At 71.7% G+C, this 18,455-nt stretch carries 16 protein-coding genes; 8 read left to right on the top strand and 8 right to left on the bottom strand.

Annotated elements, in window-relative coordinates:
- Position 1: 1 nt before the first annotated feature.
- Genes AB0C21_RS22810 through AB0C21_RS22825 form a run of 4 tightly spaced genes read left to right on the top strand, consistent with a single transcriptional unit; the run spans position 2 to position 3,531 of the window.
- Positions 2-976: an ABC transporter ATP-binding protein gene (locus AB0C21_RS22810; protein WP_500206709.1), complete on the top strand. Its 975-nt coding sequence runs from the start codon at positions 2-4 to the stop codon at positions 974-976.
- Positions 973-1,851, top strand: coding sequence for an ABC transporter permease (locus AB0C21_RS22815; RefSeq protein WP_500206711.1), 879 nt, complete (start codon positions 973-975; stop codon positions 1,849-1,851). The genes AB0C21_RS22810 and AB0C21_RS22815 overlap by 4 nt, the downstream gene beginning before the upstream one ends.
- A gap of 55 nt (positions 1,852-1,906) precedes the next feature.
- On the top strand, positions 1,907-2,818 hold the full coding sequence (locus AB0C21_RS22820) for an ABC transporter ATP-binding protein (protein WP_149258944.1): 912 nt from the start codon (positions 1,907-1,909) through the stop codon (positions 2,816-2,818).
- Positions 2,815-3,531, top strand: coding sequence for an ABC transporter permease (locus AB0C21_RS22825; protein WP_500206713.1), 717 nt, complete (start codon positions 2,815-2,817; stop codon positions 3,529-3,531). Before AB0C21_RS22820 ends, AB0C21_RS22825 begins: the two co-directional genes overlap by 4 nt.
- On the opposite strand, the gene AB0C21_RS22830 is transcribed toward AB0C21_RS22825, so the two are convergent.
- From AB0C21_RS22830 to AB0C21_RS22845, 4 genes are all read right to left on the bottom strand, one after another.
- Positions 3,528-4,175, bottom strand: a complete 648-nt coding sequence (locus AB0C21_RS22830) for a response regulator (protein ID WP_500206715.1) — start codon at positions 4,173-4,175, stop codon at positions 3,528-3,530. The genes AB0C21_RS22825 and AB0C21_RS22830 overlap by 4 nt on opposite strands.
- Position 4,176: 1 nt before the next feature.
- Positions 4,177-5,388 carry a sensor histidine kinase gene (locus tag AB0C21_RS22835; RefSeq protein ID WP_500206716.1) on the bottom strand — a complete coding sequence of 404 codons (1,212 nt, stop codon included), beginning with the start codon at positions 5,386-5,388 and terminating at the stop codon, positions 4,177-4,179.
- 5 nt (positions 5,389-5,393) lie between these two features.
- Positions 5,394-7,550 carry an MMPL family transporter gene (locus tag AB0C21_RS22840; protein ID WP_500206718.1) on the bottom strand — a complete coding sequence of 719 codons (2,157 nt, stop codon included), beginning with the start codon at positions 7,548-7,550 and terminating at the stop codon, positions 5,394-5,396.
- Positions 7,551-7,668: 118 nt separating this feature from the next.
- On the bottom strand, positions 7,669-9,918 hold the full coding sequence (locus AB0C21_RS22845) for a DUF4132 domain-containing protein (RefSeq protein ID WP_500206720.1): 2,250 nt from the start codon (positions 9,916-9,918) through the stop codon (positions 7,669-7,671).
- 159 nt (positions 9,919-10,077) lie between these two features.
- Between AB0C21_RS22845 and AB0C21_RS22850 the strand changes: the two genes are divergently transcribed.
- Entirely contained in the window at positions 10,078-11,448 is a 1,371-nt protein-coding gene (locus tag AB0C21_RS22850) for an alkaline phosphatase PhoX (protein WP_500206722.1), read from the top strand.
- 176 nt (positions 11,449-11,624) lie between these two features.
- On the opposite strand, the gene coaA is transcribed toward AB0C21_RS22850, so the two are convergent.
- Positions 11,625-12,566 carry a type I pantothenate kinase gene (coaA, locus tag AB0C21_RS22855; RefSeq protein WP_500206723.1) on the bottom strand — a complete coding sequence of 314 codons (942 nt, stop codon included), beginning with the start codon at positions 12,564-12,566 and terminating at the stop codon, positions 11,625-11,627.
- A 122-nt stretch (positions 12,567-12,688) separates the two neighbouring features.
- Here coaA and glmS point away from each other — a divergent pair, with 122 nt between their 5' ends.
- The 3 genes from glmS (at position 12,689) to AB0C21_RS22870 (ending at position 16,569) form a co-directional block, all read left to right on the top strand.
- On the top strand, positions 12,689-14,533 hold the full coding sequence (gene glmS, locus AB0C21_RS22860) for a glutamine--fructose-6-phosphate transaminase (isomerizing) (RefSeq protein WP_500206725.1): 1,845 nt from the start codon (positions 12,689-12,691) through the stop codon (positions 14,531-14,533).
- Between the two features lie 114 nt (positions 14,534-14,647).
- A complete protein-coding gene (locus tag AB0C21_RS22865) occupies positions 14,648-15,592 on the top strand; it encodes an ABC transporter ATP-binding protein (protein ID WP_500206727.1) in 945 nt (314 codons plus the stop codon).
- Between the two features lie 5 nt (positions 15,593-15,597).
- Entirely contained in the window at positions 15,598-16,569 is a 972-nt protein-coding gene (locus tag AB0C21_RS22870; RefSeq protein WP_500206729.1) for an ABC transporter permease, read from the top strand.
- Positions 16,570-16,792: 223 nt separating this feature from the next.
- Here the strand turns inward: AB0C21_RS22870 and AB0C21_RS22875 are convergent, their stop codons facing one another.
- From AB0C21_RS22875 to AB0C21_RS22885, 3 genes are all read right to left on the bottom strand, one after another.
- Entirely contained in the window at positions 16,793-16,999 is a 207-nt protein-coding gene (locus AB0C21_RS22875; protein WP_500206730.1) for a DUF397 domain-containing protein, read from the bottom strand.
- 249 nt (positions 17,000-17,248) lie between these two features.
- Positions 17,249-17,470, bottom strand: a complete 222-nt coding sequence (locus AB0C21_RS22880; RefSeq protein ID WP_500206732.1) for a DUF397 domain-containing protein — start codon at positions 17,468-17,470, stop codon at positions 17,249-17,251.
- 38 nt (positions 17,471-17,508) lie between these two features.
- On the bottom strand, positions 17,509-18,369 hold the full coding sequence (locus tag AB0C21_RS22885) for a helix-turn-helix domain-containing protein (protein ID WP_500206733.1): 861 nt from the start codon (positions 18,367-18,369) through the stop codon (positions 17,509-17,511).
- Between the last annotated feature and the right edge of the window lie 86 nt (positions 18,370-18,455).

Consider the following 18,455-nt stretch of genomic DNA (forward strand, 5'->3'; position numbering starts at 1 on the left):
TATGCCCATCATCGCCACCCAGGGCCTGACGATGAGGTTCCCCCGGGTGACCGCCTTGGACGACCTCTCCGTGGCCGTAGAGCCCGGCGTCGTCGGCCTCGTCGGCGCCAACGGCGCCGGCAAGTCGACGCTCATCAAGATCCTCCTCGGACTGCTGCCGCCCACCTCGGGGACCGCGACCGTCCTCGGCCTCGACATCGCCCGCGAGGGCCTGCGGATCCGGGAGAGCGTCGGGTTCATGCCCGAGTACGACTGCCTGCCGCCGGACGTGTCCGCGACCGAGTTCGTCGTGCACATGGCCCGCATGTGCGGGCTGCCGCCGACCGCGGCCCGCGAACGCGCCGCCGACACGCTCCGGCACGTCGGGCTGTACGAGGAGCGGTACCGTCCCATCGGCGGCTACTCGACGGGGATGCGCCAGCGGGTGAAGCTCGCGCAGGCCCTCGTCCACGACCCGAAGCTCGTCTTCCTGGACGAGCCCACCAACGGCCTCGACCCGGCCGGGCGCGACGAGATGCTCGAACTGATCCGCCGGATCGGCGCCGACTTCGGGATCAGCGTCCTCGTCACCTCGCACCTGCTCGGCGAGCTGGAGCGCGTCTGCGACCACGTCGTCATCATCGACGGCGGGAAGCTGCTGCGCTCCCAGGCCGTCGAGGCGTACACGACCGAGAGCGGCGTCCTCACCGTCGAGGTCGACGAGGGGCGCGACGCGCTCGGGCAGCACCTCTACGACCAGGGGGTGGCGGTCCGCCCGGAGGGCCGGTTCCTCGTCGTCGACATCGCCGGCGAGCAGACCTACGACCTGGTCCGCGACGGCGTCGCCGAACTCGGGCTGCGGCTGGTCCGGATGGAGCAGCGCCGCCACCACATCGAAGAGGTCTTCCAGACGCCGCCCGCGCCGCAGGGCCCGCCCGGAGACGCGCAGCCCCCGGGCGTGCAGCCGGGAGACGTGCAGCAGGGAGCGCCGCGATGAGCACCAGCACGATCCACGACATCGGCTACCGGCACTACGACGGGCGCCGCAACGGCCGCGCCTACGTCCTGCGGTCGCTGTACGTGCACAACCTGCGCGCCGCGTACGGCCTCGGCCGCCCCGCGCGGGCGAAGGTGATGCCGTTCCTGCTGGCGGCGATCATGCTGCTGCCGGCCGCCGGGTCGGTCGCGGCGTTCGCGTTCACCAAGCAGGAGGACGCGCTGTTCCGCTACGCGTCCTACGCCGTCATCATGCAGGTCATCGTGGCGATCTTCCTGGCCACGCAGGCGCCGGTGCTGGCGTCCCGGGAGGTCCGCTTCCACGTCATCCCGCTGTACTTCTCGCGCCCGGTCGGCCATCTCGACTTCGTGCTGGCGAAGGGCGCGGCGATGGCGACCGCGCTGTTCGCGCTGATGGCGGTGCCCGTCACCGTCCTGTACGCCGGCGGACTGATCTCCAAGATGCCGGACCCCGGCGAGCAGGTGCTGAAGTACCTCGGCGCCCTCGTCGGCTGCGTGCTGTTCGCGCTCGTCCTGGCGGCCATCGGGATGGTCGTCGCGGCGTTCACCCCGCGGCGCGGGTTCGGGGTCGCCGCGGTCATCGCCGTCTACATGATCAGCGCGGCGTTCGTCGGCGCCGTCCAGGGGATCGCCGAGGCGCAGACGAACTTCACACTCCAGGGCTGGGCGGGCCTGTTCACCCCGTTCAACCTGGTGGACATCGTCCAGGTGCGGCTGCTCGGCGCGCAGTCGTCGTCGGCCGGGGTGCCGTCCGGCATCGCCGGCGGGGTGGTCGCGCTCGCGCTGTGCGTTCTGATCATCGTCGGCTCGATCGCGGTCCTGTACCGCCGGTTCCGTAAGGCGGGCCTCTCCTAATGAGCGGAGCGACCCGGGGGGTGTGGGGGATCGTCCCCCCTCGAAGGAGCACACTATGAGCGAGCTCATCCTGGAGAACGTCTCCCGGTGGTACGGGAACGTCGTGGCCGTGAACGGCGTGTCGATGAAGGTCGGGCCGGGCGTCACCGGTCTCCTCGGGCCGAACGGGGCCGGCAAGTCGACGCTCATCCACATGATGGGCGGGTTCCTCGCGCCGTCGTCCGGATCCGTCACGCTGGACGGGACGCCCATCTGGCGCAACCCCGGCGCCTACCGCAGCCTCGGCCTGGTGCCGGAGCGAGAGTCGGCCTACGACTTCCTCACCGGCGAGCAGTTCATCCTCGCGATGGCCAAACTGCACAAGCTGCCCGACCCCCGCGCCGCCGCCCGCCGCGCCATCGGCCTCGTGGAGATGGACTACGCGGCCGGGCGTCCGATCGGCAACTACTCCAAGGGCATGAAGCAGCGCATCAAGATGGCGTCGGCGCTGGTGCACGACCCGCCCGTGCTGCTGCTGGACGAGCCGTTCAACGGCATGGACCCGCGGCAGCGGCTCCAGCTGATGGACCTCATCCAGCGGATGGCCGCCGAGGGCCGCACGATCCTGTTCTCCTCGCACATCCTGGAGGAGGTGGAGCGGCTCGCCAGCCACATCGAGGTGATCGTGGCGGGCCGGCACGCGGCGTCCGGCGACTTCCGCAAGATCCGGCGGCTGATGACCGACCGGCCGCACATCTTCCTCGTCCGCTCGTCCGACGACCGGCGGCTCGCCGCCGCGGTCATCGCCGACGGCTCGGCCCGCAGCGTCCAGCTCACCGAGAAGGGCCTGCAGGTGGAGGCGGTCGACTTCCAGCGCTTCACCTGGCTGCTCCCGCAGGTCTCCCGGGACGCCGACGTGCGCCTCTGGGAGGTCTCCCCGGCCGACGAGTCCCTCGAAAGCGTCTTCTCCTACCTGGTGGCCCGATGAATGGCACGATCGCGATGATCACGTTCCGGGCGATGCTCGGACGCAAGCGCGCGCTGCTCCTGCTGGGGCTGCCGCTGCTCCTGCTGGTGCTGGCGGTGGCCCTGAGCGTGACCGGCAACGACGACCTGGACGTCTCCGCGGGCGTGCTGCAGAAGTTCGGCCTGGCGACGCTGCTGCCGCTGCTCGCGCTGATCGCCGGCACCGGCGTGATCGGCCCGGAGATCGACGACGGCCAGATCATGTACGTGCTGACCAAGCCGATCCCGCGCGAGGTGATCGTGCTGACGAAGCTGGTCGTGGCGATCGTCCTGGTGACGGTGTTCGCCACGGTGCCGACGCTGCTGGCGGGGCTCATCCTCACCGGGACGACCGCGCAGCTGACCCCGGCGTTCGCGATCGGGGTGCTGGTCGGCGGCGTCGTCTACAGCTCGGTGTTCGTCGCGCTGGCCGTCGCCAGCCGCAACGCCGTCACGATCGGCCTGCTGTACGCGCTGGTGTGGGAGTCGCTGCTCGGCAACTTCGCGCCGGGCGCCAAGTCGGCGTCCATCCAGCAGTGGTGCCTGTCGGTGACGGACGCGCTCACCGAGGCGTCCCCGGTCAGGTCCACCGTCGACCTGCCCGTGGCGATCGGGCTGCTGGTCGCGGTGACGCTCGTCGCGACGTTCCTCGCCACCTTCCGGCTCCGCTCCCTCCCGGTCGCCAGCGCCGACTAGCGGGGGAGGAGGCCGCGGTCCATGGCGACGACGACGGCGTGCGTGCGGTCGCCGACGTCCAGCTTGGCGAAGACGCGGAGCAAATGCGTCTTGACGGTGGCCTCCGCGATGACGAGCCGCCGCCCGATCTCGGCGTTGGACAGGCCGTCGGCGACCGCCCGGAGCACCTCGACCTCCCGGGCGGTCAGCGCGGCCGGCTCGGGGCGGCGCATCCGCGCGACGAGCTTCTCCGCCACCCGGGGCGCGAGGACGGTCTCACCGCGCGCCGCTGCGCGGATCGCCTCGACCAACTGGTCGCGGGTGGTGTCCTTGAGCAGGTAGCCGACGGCGCCGGCCTCGATCGCGCGCTCGATCTCGGTGTCGGTGTCGTAGGTGGTGAGGACGAGGACGCGGGTCCCGAACCGGCCGATCTCGGCGGTGGCGGCGACGCCGTCCAGCACGGGCATCCGCAGGTCGAGCAGCGCGACGTCGGGCCGGAGCCGTTCGGCCAGGGCGATCCCCGCGCGGCCGTCGCCGGCCTCGCCGACGATCTCGATGCCGGGCTCGCCGGCCAGCAGCGCGCCTAGGCCCGCGCGCATGACCGTGTGGTCGTCCACCAGGATGATCCGGAGTCTCCGGTGGGCCGGTGCGGGATTCGCGGTCATCTCACGCCCTCGCGGGGATCATGGCGAGGATCCGGGTGCCCTCGCCGGGGGAGCTGGTCACGGTGAGCTCGCCGCCGAGTTCGGCGAGGCGGCGGCGCATGCCGTCGAGTCCGAAGCCGTGCGATCCGGCGACCGTGAAGCCGCGGCCGTCGTCGGTGATCTCCAGCTCGACGCCGTGCGGGTGCCGTTCGAGCACGACGCCGACCGTGGACGCGCCGGCGTGCTTGCGGACGTTGGCGAGCGACTCCTGCGTGCAGCGCAGCAGCGCGATCCGGGTCGTCTGGTCGCACTCGACGTCGGGCAGCTCGGCGTGGACGGTGAGCCCGGTGTCCTCGGCGAACCGGTCGAGGGCGCGGCGCAGCGTCCGGGCGATCGACGCGGAGGCGACGTCCCGCGTATCCGGTCCGTGCGCCTCCGACCCGGACCGCGAATCGAACTGCGCTCCCGAACTGACGAGGACGCGCGCCTCGGCGAGGTTCTCCCGCGCCGTCTGCTCGATCGACAGGAGTTGCCGGCCGGTCAGGTCCAGGTCGGAGCGCAGGCCGGTGCGGGCCGCCTCCGCCAGGACGACGATGGACGCGAACCCCTGCGCGAGCGTGTCGTGGATCTCGCGGGCGATCCGTTCGCGCTCGGCGGTGGCGCCCTGCCGCCGCTGCGCCTCGGCGAGGCGGCGCTCGGCGTCGGCCAGGTCGGCTTCGAGGAGCCGGGCGCGCTCGTCCTGCTGCCCGACCACCCGGTACATCCACAGCCCGAGCAGGACGCCCGCCGCGTACCCGATGAGCGCGGCGACCGAGTTGCCGGTGGGCGGCTCGCCGTCCGGGGCGTGCCGGACGGCGTCCCCGGCGACCGCCGCCGCGGCGGCGGCGCCGCTGAGCAGCACCGCGCGCCGCGGGCTCCCCGCGAAGATCCAGAAGTGCGGGAGCGACGCGATGAGCAGGGACGCGGCGCCGCCCATCAGGAAGGAGACGCCGCCGATCCCCGCGATCAGCACGCCCAGGAACGTGTTCCGGCGGACCACCGGATTCCCGGGGAACGTCTCCGTGATCGGGTAGCACAGCCCGAGCACCGACAGCAGCGCCAGCGTCGGGGCCCTGGTGGAGTCCGGCTGGTCCGCCACCGCCAGGGCGGGGGGAACCAGTCCGAACACGATCCAGGCGGCCGCGTACCACCTGCGCAGCGCCCGCACCTGGGGACGTTCGCCGGGCTGCACCATGACGATCAGCCTATGTTCTGCGGCACCGGCGTGGCCGCGCGGTCCGGGGCCCGCCGCGGGCGGCGCGACGGCCACCAGCACCGGTCGCCGAGCAGCAGCATCACCGCGGGCAGGACCGTGACGCGGATGACGGCGGCGTCGAGCAGCACCGCCACCGCCAGGGCGAAGCCCATCTGCTTCAGCTCCATGATGTGGACGGTGGCGAAGCCGGCGAACACCGTCACCATGACGAACGCGGCGCTGGTCACCACGCTCGCCGAGCCGCCGACGCCGTCCAGCACCGCCTGCCGGGTCGGGACGCCGCGCAGCGCCGCCTCCCGGATCCGGCTGATCACGAACACCTGGTAGTCCATCGACAGGCCGAACAGGATCACCAGCAGGAAGAGCGGGACGCGGGAGCCGACCGAGCCGGTGGAGGTGAAGCCGAGCAGGCCCTCCGCCCACGTCCCCTGGAACACCAGGGTGAGCAGGCCGAGGGAGGCGCCGGCCGACAGCAGGTTCAGCACCACGCCGATCAGGCCGAGGACCACCGAGCGGAACGCCCACACCGTCATCGCGAACGTCACCAGCAGCAGCGCTCCGATGACGAACGGCAGCTTGCTCTCCTGGTGCTCGGGATAGTCGGCGTAGCGGGCCACGTCCCCGGTCACGGCGGTCTCCACGCCGAGCCGTCCGACGGTCTCCGGGACGTACTCGCCGCGCATCCGCTCCAGGGAGCGCCGCGCCTCGTCGGTGCTCACGTGGTGCGGCACCGCGAGTTCGAGCAGGTGGATCCGCCCGTCCGGCGAGGTGCGCAGCTCGGACGTCCCGGCGAGCAGGGGATCGCCCTCGGCCCTTTCCGCCAGGGCGCGCAGGGCGGCGGTCACCTCGTCGGCGCGTGCGGCGTCGGCCTTGACGACGACCTGGTGCATGGCCTTGAGCTCGGGGAAGGCCGCGTTCAGCCGGTCGTAGGTCCGCATCGCCGGGATCTCGCGCGGGTGGCTGTCGCGGCCCATGTCCGTGAGGTCGATGCTCAGCAGCGGCGCGGTCAGCGCAAGCATGGCGGTCAGGGCCACGGCCAGCGTCGCGGCCGGGTGCCTTCCGGTGGGGCGCAGCATCGCCCGGGTGATCCGGCCGCCGCCGGTCCGCGGCGGCTTCGGGGTCCGGCCGCGCCGGACGGCCCGCCGCTCCGCCCATCCGCCGAGCTTCGCCAGCACCGCCGGGAGGACGGTCAGCGAGCTGACGACGGCGATCAGCGTGACCACGATCGCCGCCGTCGCGATCGAGGAGAAGATCACGTCGTCGGCCAGGTAGAGGGTCGCGCTGGATGCGGCGACCGCCAGCCCGGACACCACCACCGAGCGCCCGGACGTCGCCGCGGCGACCTCCACGGCCGCCCGCGCGGTCAGCCGGCCGTCCGCGCGGGCCCGCTCCTCCCGCTCCCGCTTGAGGTAGAAGAGGGTGTAGTCGACGCCGACCGCCATGCCGATCAGAAGGATGACGCTGGCGCCGACCCCGGCGTCCGGGAAGACGTGCGAGGCGAGCATCGACAGGCCGATCGCCGCCGCGATCGAGGTCAGCGCGAGCACCACCGGCACGACCGCCACCGCGAACGAGCCGAACACCACCAGCAGCGTGATCAGCGTGATCGGCAACGCGATCACCTCGGTGCGGGCCAGGTCGTCGTCGCGAAGCTTCTCGACGCCCTTGCTGATGGACGGGCCGCCCGTCTCCTCCACCCGCACGTCCGGGTGCGCGGCCCGCACAGCCGCGGTCTGGGCCAGCAACGGCTCGACGTGCTTCTTGCCCTGGAGTTCGGGGCCCTTCAACGTCACGTCGACGCGGACGGCCGAGCCGTCCTTCGACCGCACGGGCGCGGACACCGACGCGACCTCGGGCAGCCGCCGCATGCGCGCGGCGGCGTCCTGGGCCGCCGCGTCGGCCGCCGCGCCCCTGCCGATGACCAGCACGCGCTCGACGGGCCTCTGCTGGAGCCCGCCCTCGGCGGCGATCGCCTCCCCCCGTCCGGCCTCGCCGATCCGGAAGTCCTCGGTCGTGGCCGCGTGCCCGCCGGCCGCGACGCCGATGCCGAGGCACAGCACCACGAACAGCAGCCAGGCGGCGATGCCGCGCCAGGGGTGCCCGGCGCTCCACCGGGCCATGCGTACGAGAAGATCAGTCATACCGACGATGCTGGCCGCGGCACCCCTGCGCGCATGAGCCTCGACCGGTTGAACCCGCCGTCCACCGATCGGTGGACGGCGGCGGCGTGCGGCCGACGAGCTCGGGCTGTGAGGCGGGTCAGGCGGTGAGGCGGATCAGGTCGGCGAGCATCTCGGACGCGGTGACCGGGTCGAGCGCGCCGAAGGGATGCTGCTTCCCGGAGTAGCGGCCGGTCATCAGCATGACCCGCTCGATCTTCTGCTCCGCGTACTCGTCGGGTTCGATGACGCGGATGCCGGGCTCGAACGCGACCATCACGTGCCGGTCGTCCGGGGTGATCAGGTTGACCTGGCGGCGGAACCCGCCGGTCTCCTTTTCGCCGAGCTCCCAGCCGCGGGACGTCATGCCCATGAGCCTGCCGAAATGGACGGTGTGCCCCTCGAACCGGGCCAGCCTGCCGGTGTCGCGCTCGTCGTCCTCCAGCTCGTGGACCGGGCGTCCGAGCTGCGGGAACGGCTGGAGGATCTCGTAGTCGGCGAAGACCGGGGCCCACGCCGCGACGGTCTCCTCGCCGAGGAGCACCGGGTGCGGGAGCGTCACGCGGGCGTCCTGCGGGAGGACGTACTCGTCGTCGTGGACGTCGGCGAGCGTGCCGTCCTCGGCGACCCGGAACGCGGCGCCGTCCGCCGTCTCCGCTCCGTCTGCCCCCACCCCGTGCGCCGACCAGACCAGGCGGCGCGCGATGTGGCGCATCAGCGGGTGCCCGGCGAAGACCGAGCGGAACTCCTCCGCCGTCCAGGAGCGCCCGGCCGCCATCGCCTTCTCCAGCCGATTGATCTGGTCGGCGGCGACCGTCCGGGCCTCCTTCTTCAGGTCGGCGAACCGCTTGTAGGCGAGCGGCGCGAGGGTCTCGTCGTCCTTGACGCCCGGCTTCGGCAGGGTCTTGCGGGGCTTTCCGTCCTGGTCGGTCACGAACGGCTTGAGCTGCTCGTCGAAGCCGACGACGAAGCGGCGCGGGCCGTAGTCGAGCGTCATCGAGCCCTCGGCGTCCAGGCCGAGGTCGGGGACGATCCGGTCCGCGAGCTGTTCGGAGGTGAGCCCGCGCTCCCGGGCGATGGCGTTCAGCCGGCCCTGCGCATGGCGGCGCATGTGCTTGTGGTCGGCGCCCCGGCGGGCGAGGCGGTCCAGATGGCGCAGCCTGCCGTCGGCGGGCGCGTCGATCGCCATGAGGACGTCGAGCGCCGTCAGCCCCTTGAACGTCCAGGTGTAGTAGTTGTCCCAGCGCGCCATCCGCTCGGCGAGCCGGGCGGCGGTCGCGGCGTCGCCGAGCCGCCGCAGGGCGTACTGCACGCCCGGCGACGCCCACAGGCCGTGGCGGGGTTCGTTGAGGCACAGGGCCCAGGCGAACTCGGCGAGCGAGCCGGGATCGCACAGCTCGATGACCTGCTCGCACCCCGGGTACGGGTCCTCCGGAGTGGAGATCAGCAGCATCGTCGCGAAGTTGCGGACGGCCGTCACCGGCAGTGCCCGGTCGCGACCCCGAAGCAGGAGCCGGGGGAGCTTGCGGACGGTCTCCTCGTCCCATTCCGGCAGGTCGTCGGGGTACTGGTCCAGCGGGTCGGTGCGCAGCGCCTCGATCGCCGCGACCGCCTCCTCGCCGTACCCGCGCGCCGCCTCCACAAGGCAGCCGCTGCCGTGCTCGCGGGCGATCAGCGCGAGGCCCTGCTCGGCCTTCGCGCGCTTGGGACCGGGCTTGCGCAGCGCCTCCGGGACGACGAACGGAGCCGCGGCGGGCCCGTGCCAGGCGAACCAGAGCCGCGCGGCCTCGTCGACCCGGCCGAGCGCGCCGATCATGAGCTGCGCCGTGGCGTCGTCCAGGAACGGGACGAGCCCCGCCGCGCCGGAGGGGTGCGCCTTGGCCGCGTGCAGGATCAGCCGGTGGGCGGCGAGGCCGCGCCGGGCCGCGAAGTGCTTGTGCTGGAGCTGGTACACCCAGCCGGCCCAGTCGTCGTGGTAGCGCTCGTCGGCGAGCAGTTCGTCCGCGAGGTCGCCGGGCCCGTCCATCACCAGCCGGTAGTACCGGCGGGCACGCTCGCCGCCCCGCCGGTCGCCCAGTGCGGCGCCGCCGCGGAAGTAATCGGCCACCGCCGCCCAGCCGGTGTCCGCGGGCAGCGGCGCGTAGGCCGCCATGTAGCTGTCGGAGAGCTTCAGCCACTCCTCGCGGAGGCCGGGAGGCCAGGATTCGGCGGCCGGCGTCTTGGGCCGCTTCAGCCCCTTCAGGACGACCGGTTCCGTGCCGCGGGGCTTCCGGCGGGTCCACGGCGGTTCGAGGAGCAGGCGGGGCAGGTCGCTCGCGGGGGCGTCCTCAACGCGGGGGGTGTCGGTCATGGCTCCAGTCTCATGGCGGGCACGGACAGTATCGATCTTGAGACGCCCCGTCCGGAGCCGCGGTTCGCCCGGCTTCGCGCCGGGGCCGGTTCACAATCACTGTGACGCGTGTTACAACGGGCAAGAGGATCTTGTAACGATCCATCAGGGAGTGTGCTCATGTCAGTTTCGCGCCGTCAGCTCCTCGCCAGGACGGGTGCGGTGGGGGCGGGGATCGCCTTCACCGGGTCCGTGGAGCAGCTGTTCGCCGGGGCCGCGTCCGCCGCCCCGACCGGCGGCCACGACGGGTACGGGCCCCTAGTGCCCGATCCGAGGGGGCTGCTGGACCTGCCGCGCGGGTTCCGCTACACGGTCCTGTCCCGCGAGGGCGAGCCGCTGCGGTCGGGAGAGGGGGCAGTACCGAGCCACTGCGACGGGATGGCAGCCTTCCCCGGGCGCCGGGGCCGGACGTGGCTCGTCCGCAACCACGAGAACCGGCCGGACGCCGCGCACCGGGTACCGGCCGTCGAGGGCGTCACCTACGACCCGGGCGGCCTCGGCGGCTGCACCGCGCTGGAGGTCGACGCGGCCGGGCGCGTGCACACCGAGCGCGTCGCCATCGCCGGGACGGCCGTGAACTGCGCGGGCGGCCCCACCCCGTGGAACACCTGGCTGACCTGTGAGGAGACCGAGGACAAGGCCGGGACCGGGAACTACACCAAGGACCACGGGTTCATCTTCGAAGTCGACCCGTACGACCAGGGCCGCACCGTCCCCGAGCCGCTGACCGCGATGGGGCGCTTCCAGCACGAGGCGATCGCCGTCGACCCGCGCGACGGCACCGTCTACGAGACCGAGGACGCCTTCGAGAAGCCGTTCGGGCTGTTCTACCGGTTCCTGCCGGAGCGGCCGCGCGGCGGTTTCGGCAGCCTGCGGGCCGGCGGCCGGCTGGAGGCGCTGTGCGTCCCCGGCGTCCCGGACCTGTCGGTCGTGCAGGAGCCCGGCACCATGTTCGACCACGTCGAGTGGAAGAAGGTGCCCGACCCGCTGGCGGCGCAGACCCCGATCCGGTTCCAGGACTTCGGGTCAGGCGGCATCACCCACGCCCAGAAGCTGGAGGGCTGCTACTGGGGCGGCGACCGCGTCTACTTCGTGTCGAGCTTCGCGAAGACGAAGGACGGCTCCCGCGCCGACCACTTCGGGCAGGTGTGGTCCTACGAGCCGCGCCACCGCCGGCTCACCCTCGTCATCGTGTTCGGCCCGGACACCGACCTCGAGAAGCCCGGCGAGTCGCCCGACAACATCTGCCTGGCCCCGCAGGGCGGCCTGATGGTGTGCGAGGACGGCAACGGCGCCCAGCACGTCTTCGGCGTCTCCCGCCGCCGCACGGTCTACCCGATGGCCCGCAACCGCCAGAACATCGGCACCGAGACCGAACCGGAGTGGGGCGAGTTCGCCGGCGTCACGTTCTCCCCCGACAACCGCACAATGTACGTGAACGTCTACACCCCAGGCACGACCTTCGCCGTAACAGGCCCCTGGCGCCGCTGACCCCAGCCACCACCGCCACCACGCAACAACCTCAATGGTGGCGATCGCGTCCGAAGGCAGGTTCGAGCTTGCGAGAACCTGATCGCGCAGCGAGCCGCAAGGCGAGTCGGAGCGATGCCAGCGATCGCCTGATTTCTCGACGATGGAGGGCCGTCAGGCCCGAAGGAGGAGAGGAATCAGATCCGACGGAGTCGGATCCGGTGAACACAGTGCTGCTTGTCCTTGTGGAGGACGAGGGTGGCGCGGGCGCGGGTCGGCAGGATGTTGGAGACGAGGTTGATCTCGTTGACGTCCCGCCACACGCGCTGCGCGAAGGCGGCGGTCTCGTCCTCGTCCAGTTCGTGGGCGTACTTGTGGAAGTAGGAGCGCGGGTCGGTGAAGGCGGTGCGGCGAAGGGCGAAGAGCCGGTCGATGTACCACTGCCGGATGTCCTCGACCCGCGCATCCACATAGATCGAGAAGTCGAAGAAGTCGGACACGCCCAGGGTGCCGGGCGGCGGCGCCTGCAGCACGTTCAGGCCCTCGACGATCAGGATGTCGGGGCGCCGGACGGTCTGGACCGCGTCCGGGACGATGTCGTACTCCAGGTGCGAGTACACCGGGATCGACGCCTCCGCCGCGCCCGACTTGATCGCCGAGACGAACCGGACGAGGGCGCGGCGGTCGTAGGACTCGGGGAACCCCTTGCGGTCCATGATCCCGCGCTCGGCCAGAACGGCGTTCGGGTAAAGGAAGCTGTCGGTCGTGACCAACTCCACGCTCGGGTGCTCCGGCCAGCGCGCGAGGAGCGTGCGCAGCAGGCGCGAGGTGGTGGACTTGCCGACCGCCACGCTGCCCGCCACCCCGAGGATGAACGGGGTGGGCTCCACCGGGCCGCCGAGGAAGCCGCTGACGGTGTCGCGCAGCCGCCCGTCCGACAGGAAGAACAGGTTGAGCAGCCGGGACAGCGGCAGGTACACCTCCTCGACCTCGGTGATGTCGATCGGGTCGCGCAGGCCCCGCAGGGCGTCCAGCTCACCGGGGGTGAGCGGGAGCGGGGTGTTCTCGCGAAGGCCGCGCCAGGCCTCACGGGAGAGTTCCACGTAGGGGCTCGGCACGCTGTCCCATCCGCTCGTCATGGCTGAACAGTAACCGGGCTGCGTGCCGGTCACCGGGTTTCCACCGGTCGTCCACGCTAGCGTCATGCTTCCGCGGCCCTCGCAGGTAGGTCCGGTGCGAGACACCGAATAGAGTTGCCGCCATGTGCGGAATCGTGGGGTACGTAGGCGGGCGTCCGGCCCTCGACGTGGTCGTCGACGGCCTGGCGCGGCTGGAATACCGCGGCTACGACTCGGCCGGCGTGGCCGTCCTGGCCGACGGGAAGCTGGCGACGGCCAAGCGCGCGGGAAAGCTCGTGAACCTGCGCAACGCCCTGGCGGAGGAGCCCCCGCCCGCCGGGACGCTCGGCATGGGGCACACGCGGTGGGCGACGCACGGGCCGCCGAACGACCGCAACGCCCATCCGCACGTCGACTGCACCGGCTCGGTCGCGGTGATCCACAACGGCATCATCGAGAACTTCGCGGAGCTGCGGGCGGAGCTGGAGGAGGGCGGGCACGGGCTCGGGTCCGACACCGACACCGAGGCCGTCGCCCATCTGCTGGAGGACGAGCTGAAGGGCGGCGGCGACCTCGCGGACGCGATGCGCCGCGTCTGCGGCCGACTGGAGGGCGCGTTCACGCTGGTCGCGACGCACACCGGCTCCCCGGGCCTGGTGGTCGGGGCGCGCCGCAACTCCCCGCTCGTCGTCGGCGTCGGGGACGGCGAGAACTTCCTCGCCAGCGACGTGGCCGCGTTCATCGAGCACACCCGCGACGCGATCGAGCTGGGCCAGGACCAGGTCGTCGAGCTGCGCGCCGAGGGCGTCACGGTCACCGACTTCGACGGGCGCCCCGCCGAGGTGAAGGAGTACCACGTCGACTGGGACGTGTCCGCCGCGGAAAAAGGCGGCTACGACTACTTCATGCTCAAGGAGATCGCCGAGCAGCCGCGCGCCGTCGCCGACACGCTGCTCGGCCGGATCGGCGCCGACGGGCGCCTGCACCTGGACGAGATGCGCATCCCGGACCAGGAGCTGCGCGAGGTCGACAAGATCATCATCGTCGCGTGCGGGACGTCGTACCACGCCGGGCTGATCGCCAAGTACGCGATCGAGCACTGGGCGGGGCTGCCCTGCGAGGTCGAGCTGGCCAGCGAGTTCCGGTACCGCGACCCGATCCTGTCCCCGACGACGCTGGTCATCGCGATCTCCCAGTCGGGCGAGACGATGGACGCGCTGATGGCCGTCCGGCACGCCCGGGAGCAGAAGGCCAAGCTGCTCGGCATCTGCAACGTCAACGGCTCCACGCTGCCCCGCGAGTGCGACGGCGTCCTCTACACGCACGCCGGGCCGGAGATCGCGGTCGCGTCCACCAAGGCGTTCCTCACCCAGCTCGTCGCCGTCTACCTGATCGCGCTCTACATCGCTCAGGTGCGCGGCACCAAGTGGGGCGACGAGGTCTTCGCCATGGTCCAGCTCCTCGAGCGGATGCCGGAGAAGGTGGAGAAGGTCCTGGAGACCATGGAGCCGGTGCGCGAGCTGGCCCGCTCGCTGGCCGGCGAGCGGTGCGTGCTGTTCCTCGGCCGCCACGTGGGCTTCCCGGTCGCCCTGGAGGGCGCGCTCAAGCTCAAGGAGCTGGCGTACATGCACGCCGAGGGCTTCGCCGCCGGCGAGCTGAAGCACGGCCCGATCGCCCTGATCGAGGAGGGCCTGCCCGTCGTGGTCGTCGTGCCGCCGCGGGCGCGGGACGTCCTGCACGACAAGATCGTGTCGAACATCCAGGAGATCAGGGCCCGCGGCGCCCGGACGATCGTGATCGCCGAGGAGGGCGACGAGTCGGTCGAGCCGTACGCGGACACGCTGATCAGCGTCCCGGCCGTCCCGACGCTGCTCCAGCCGCTGGTCACGACCGTCCCGCTGCAGGTGTTCGCGTGCGAGCTGGCCACCGCCAAGGGCCACGACGTCGACCAGCCGCGCAACCTCGCCAAGTCCGTCACCGTCGAGTAGCCCGACCCCGGGGGGACACCCGGATTCTGAGAAGAATCCGGATTCTTCCGAACCGTCCCGCGACGGGCCGCGTCTCATCGGAATCGGGACCGGCCCGGCGACGGGAGGTGGCGGGTGGCGGGAGACGGCGGCCTTGCGATCGAGGCGCGCGGCGTGGTGCGGCGCTTCGGGCCGGTGGAGGCGCTGCGCGGCCTCGACATCACCGTCCCGTACGGGCAGGTCACGGCGCTCGTCGGGGCCAACGGGGCGGGCAAGACGACCCTGCTGCTGATCCTGGCGACGCTGCTCGCGCCCGACGCGGGCACGGTGCGGATCGCGGGGCACGACGCGCTCGCCCGTCCCGCCGAGGCGCGTGACGCGCTCGGCTGGATGCCGGACACCTTCGGCGTCTACGACCAGCTCACGGTGGACGAGTACCTGGGCTTCTTCGCCGACGCCTACGGGCTGCCCAAGCAGGAGCGCCCGCGGCGGATCAGGGCGCTGCTCAGCCTCGTCCACCTGGACGACCACCTCGGGCGCCCCGTCCACGCCCTCTCGCGCGGGCAGAAGCAGCGGCTCGGGATGGCGCGGGCCCTCGTGCACCGGCCCCGCGTCCTGCTGCTGGACGAGCCCGCGTCCGGCCTCGACCCGCGCTCCCGCATCGAGCTGCGCGACCTGCTGCGGTCCCTCGCGGCCGACGGGGTCGCGGTGCTCGTGTCCAGCCACATCCTCAGCGAGCTGGAGGAGATCGCCGACCGGGTCGTGCTCGTCGACCACGGACGGACGGCCGGCGACCATGCGATGGCAGAGATCACCGGCGCCTCGGCACGGGTCCGGTGGCGGATCCGCTCCCTCGCCCCGGAGGCGCTGGTGTCGGCGCTCGCCCGCGAGCTGGAGGAGCTGCCGTGGGTGCAGGCGGCCGACGTGGCGGGAGGCGCCGAGGTCGGCCCGCTGACCGAGGGCGAGGCGGCCGGGCTGCTGGCCAGGCTCGTCGCCGCCGGCGTGCCCGTCAGCGGCCTCGCGCCCGCCGGCAGCGCGCTTGAATCGGCCTACCTGGCGATGACCGAGAACCGGAGGTGAGCGCCTTGACCGCGCGCGGAATCGGCCTGGTGGCACGGCAGGAGATCAGGACCCGGCTGCGGACCGGCCGCTGGAAGGTCCTGCTCCTCGTCTGGTGCCTGGTCGTCAACGGGCTCGGGCTGCTGTTCCGGGTGGCGCTGGAGTACGGCGACACCTCCTCCTTCGGCGAGCCCGGCGTCCCCATGTTCGGCGGGGTCCTGCTCGGGGTGCTGGTGCTGACGCTGCTCGTCACCCCGGCGCTCGGCGGCCAGTCGGTCAACGGGGACCGCGAGCGCGGAACGCTCGCGACGCTGCAGGTCACCCGGCTCACCCCCGGCGACATCGCGCTCGGCAAGCTCGCCGCCGCCTGGGGGACGGGCCTGGTCACCCTCGTGCTGACCCTGCCGAGCCTGCTCCTGCCGGTCGCCGAGGGCGCCATCGGCGTGGGACGGGCCCTGGTCGTCCTGCTCGTGACGGCGCTGCTGATCGGCGTGGTCTGCGCGGTGTCGCAGGCCTGGTCGGCGCTGCTGGCCCGCAGCGTCACCTCGATCCTGCTGTCGTACCTGACGGTGTTCGCCCTGCTGGTCGGGACGCCGCTGCTGTTCACGCTGGCGGTCCCGCTCACGTCCGAGCACGTCCCCGACCGGTACGGCGGGTACAGCGAGGACCACACCGAGCGCGTCTGGTGGCTGCTGGCCCCGAACCCGGTCGTCGCGCTCGCCGACGCGGCGCCGCGGCTGCCCGAGCGCCGCGTCCTCGTCGGCGACGTAGTGCTCAGCCGCGCGCCGGAGTCCGACCCGCTCGGATCGATCAGCCGCACCGTGCGCGAAGTCCGCGCCGGGGACGACGACCACGGGTCGGACCGCGAGGACGGGGCCGCGGTGTGGCCCTGGGGGCTGGCCTTCGACCTGGCCCTCGCGGCGGGCGCGGTGTGGATCACGGCCTCCCGCCTGCGGACGCCCCTGCACCGGGTCCCCCGAGGCGTCCGCGTGGCCTGACGGACGCCTGTGGGGGCCGTCAGGTCGATGTGTGGCGGATAGGCGTTTCTCGCGCCGTGAGCGATTTCACAATGCGATCATCTTCTGGGAATGCGGTAAGCGGGAGCGGAGTACCGCGGGAAATCATGCGGCCTCCTACTGGGCGGCGCGAATCCGCTCCCGCTCAACGCAATTCTCAGGCCGGTTGGAAATCTCGCCGGACTTGCAAGTTGCAGTGACTGTTTCAGCGGGTGTCGAAACGACCGTCCTTGGCGCGCTCGGTGAACGTGCGCCATTCATCGGGCCGGAACGACAGGATCGTCGCGGTGTCCTCGGTGTCGCGCACGCATATGGCGTCCCCGCCGCGACGCGCGACCTCGACGCAGCCGTTGCTGGCGCCGCATCGGGCGCTCTTTCTCCATCGGGCGTGCGGTGTCCCCTGGAAACTCATTCCGGCTCCCTGCATCGAAAGTTGCATTTGCCGCGGCCGCGCTGCCGGTGCATCAAGCACACGGTAACAAGATCGCAAAAAACGCCTGATCACGTCCGGGTGGCGCGGTACCCGTGTGTCAGGCGTGCCGAGGTAGTTCCAGAGTTGCGGTTGTGAGGGCGACGAGCCGGGTCGGCGCGGTGGACCCGGCTCGTGCGGCGTGGCCCCGCACGCCTTGGCGGACGGGGCCGGACGGCGCCTCGCGCCGGGTCAGCGGCCCAGGTCGAAATCACCCTTCTTCGCTCGTTCGACGAATTCCCGCCATTCCGTCTGGGAGAAGGACAGGATCGGACTCTGCGTGCCGTACTTGGCGTCGCGGGCCCCGATAAACCGGGACGAATCGGTTAGCGTGCCGATCTCGACGCATGTATTGCTCGCCCCGCAGTGGGCGCTTCTCCTCCATTGTGGTACAGGAGTAGCAAAAAGGGACACTCGGTGCCTTTCGCAAGGATTGAGCCCTTAGCGGACCGTCACCACGCGTCCCTGGCCTCGGCGATGCGCCGTCGCGATTGCACGGGATCCAGTGCCTGCCGGGACAGGCTCGAATAGGCGAGCCGGTACATATAGGTGACGGCTTCTTCCGCCAAGTGGCTGATCGTCAGTGATTCCGTGTGAACGATATCAGGAAAATTGATGTCGTGCACCGAGGAGAATTCCAGGAGGATAAACGATTCGGCCAACACCGAGTGTGGTACGTCCAAGGGCAGGATCTGCAGGGTCACGTTCGGGCGCTCGGTCATCTGGTACAGATGTTCGAGCTGCTCCCGCATGACCTTCTGATCGCCGATGCGGCGTCGCAGAACCGCCTCGTCGATAACCGCCGACAGTTCCAGGGGAGTGGGTCCGTAGAGCAGTTCGCGCCGCCGCATTCGCACGTCCAGCCGGCGGTCGAGTTCCTGCGGAGGCAGGGTGGCCAGGTCGCTCCATCCGCCGATGACATTCCGGGCATAGCTCTCAGATTGCAACAGTCCGGGAATAACAGTGCTGCCCCATTCCCTGGCCGCCGTCGCCTCGGACTCCAGTGCGATGAAGTCCGCGAGTTCGCTCGGCAGGTCGCGGTAGTCCTCCCACCAACCCCGCTGGGCGGCGTCGTGCGCCAGGGCGATCAGGTCGTCGTGCCGGGCGCCGTCGATCTCGTACAGCTCCAGCAGTCGCCGCACATCGCCGATCTTCGCGCCGGTCCGCGCGTTCTCGATCCGGCTCACCTTGGCGGTCGACCAGGCGAGCCGTTCGGCGACCTCGTCTCCGGTGAGGCCCTTGGCCTCGCGCAACCTCCGGAGCTCGGCGGCCAGGCGCCGTTGACGGACGGAGGGACCACGGGAAGTGCTCATTGCTCGGGCCTCTCCAGTCCCGGCGGACTGATCTGGGCGCATTCTGCCGCACCGGGGGGCCGCGGCGCGAATACATCGGACCGGAT

Origin of the sequence: Spirillospora sp. NPDC049024 (assembly GCF_040649235.1) — a bacterium.
Lineage (GTDB): Bacteria > Actinomycetota > Actinomycetes > Streptosporangiales > Streptosporangiaceae > Spirillospora.

Bases quoted from the DNA above. Each gene is read 5' to 3' on its own strand.
- AB0C21_RS22810 (WP_500206709.1), top strand. From the start codon at position 2: ATGCCCATCATCGCCACCCAGGGCCTGACGATGAGGTTCCCCCGGGTG.
- AB0C21_RS22815 (WP_500206711.1), top strand. From the start codon at position 973: ATGAGCACCAGCACGATCCACGACATCGGCTACCGGCACTACGACGGG.
- AB0C21_RS22820 (WP_149258944.1), top strand. From the start codon at position 1,907: ATGAGCGAGCTCATCCTGGAGAACGTCTCCCGGTGGTACGGGAACGTC.
- AB0C21_RS22825 (WP_500206713.1), top strand. From the start codon at position 2,815: ATGAATGGCACGATCGCGATGATCACGTTCCGGGCGATGCTCGGACGC.
- AB0C21_RS22830 (WP_500206715.1), bottom strand. From the start codon at position 4,175: ATGACCGCGAATCCCGCACCGGCCCACCGGAGACTCCGGATCATCCTG.
- AB0C21_RS22835 (WP_500206716.1), bottom strand. From the start codon at position 5,388: ATGGTGCAGCCCGGCGAACGTCCCCAGGTGCGGGCGCTGCGCAGGTGG.
- AB0C21_RS22840 (WP_500206718.1), bottom strand. From the start codon at position 7,550: ATGACTGATCTTCTCGTACGCATGGCCCGGTGGAGCGCCGGGCACCCC.
- AB0C21_RS22845 (WP_500206720.1), bottom strand. From the start codon at position 9,918: ATGACCGACACCCCCCGCGTTGAGGACGCCCCCGCGAGCGACCTGCCC.
- AB0C21_RS22850 (WP_500206722.1), top strand. From the start codon at position 10,078: ATGTCAGTTTCGCGCCGTCAGCTCCTCGCCAGGACGGGTGCGGTGGGG.
- coaA (WP_500206723.1), bottom strand. From the start codon at position 12,566: ATGACGAGCGGATGGGACAGCGTGCCGAGCCCCTACGTGGAACTCTCC.
- glmS (WP_500206725.1), top strand. From the start codon at position 12,689: ATGTGCGGAATCGTGGGGTACGTAGGCGGGCGTCCGGCCCTCGACGTG.
- AB0C21_RS22875 (WP_500206730.1), bottom strand. From the start codon at position 16,999: ATGAGTTTCCAGGGGACACCGCACGCCCGATGGAGAAAGAGCGCCCGA.
- AB0C21_RS22885 (WP_500206733.1), bottom strand. From the start codon at position 18,369: ATGAGCACTTCCCGTGGTCCCTCCGTCCGTCAACGGCGCCTGGCCGCC.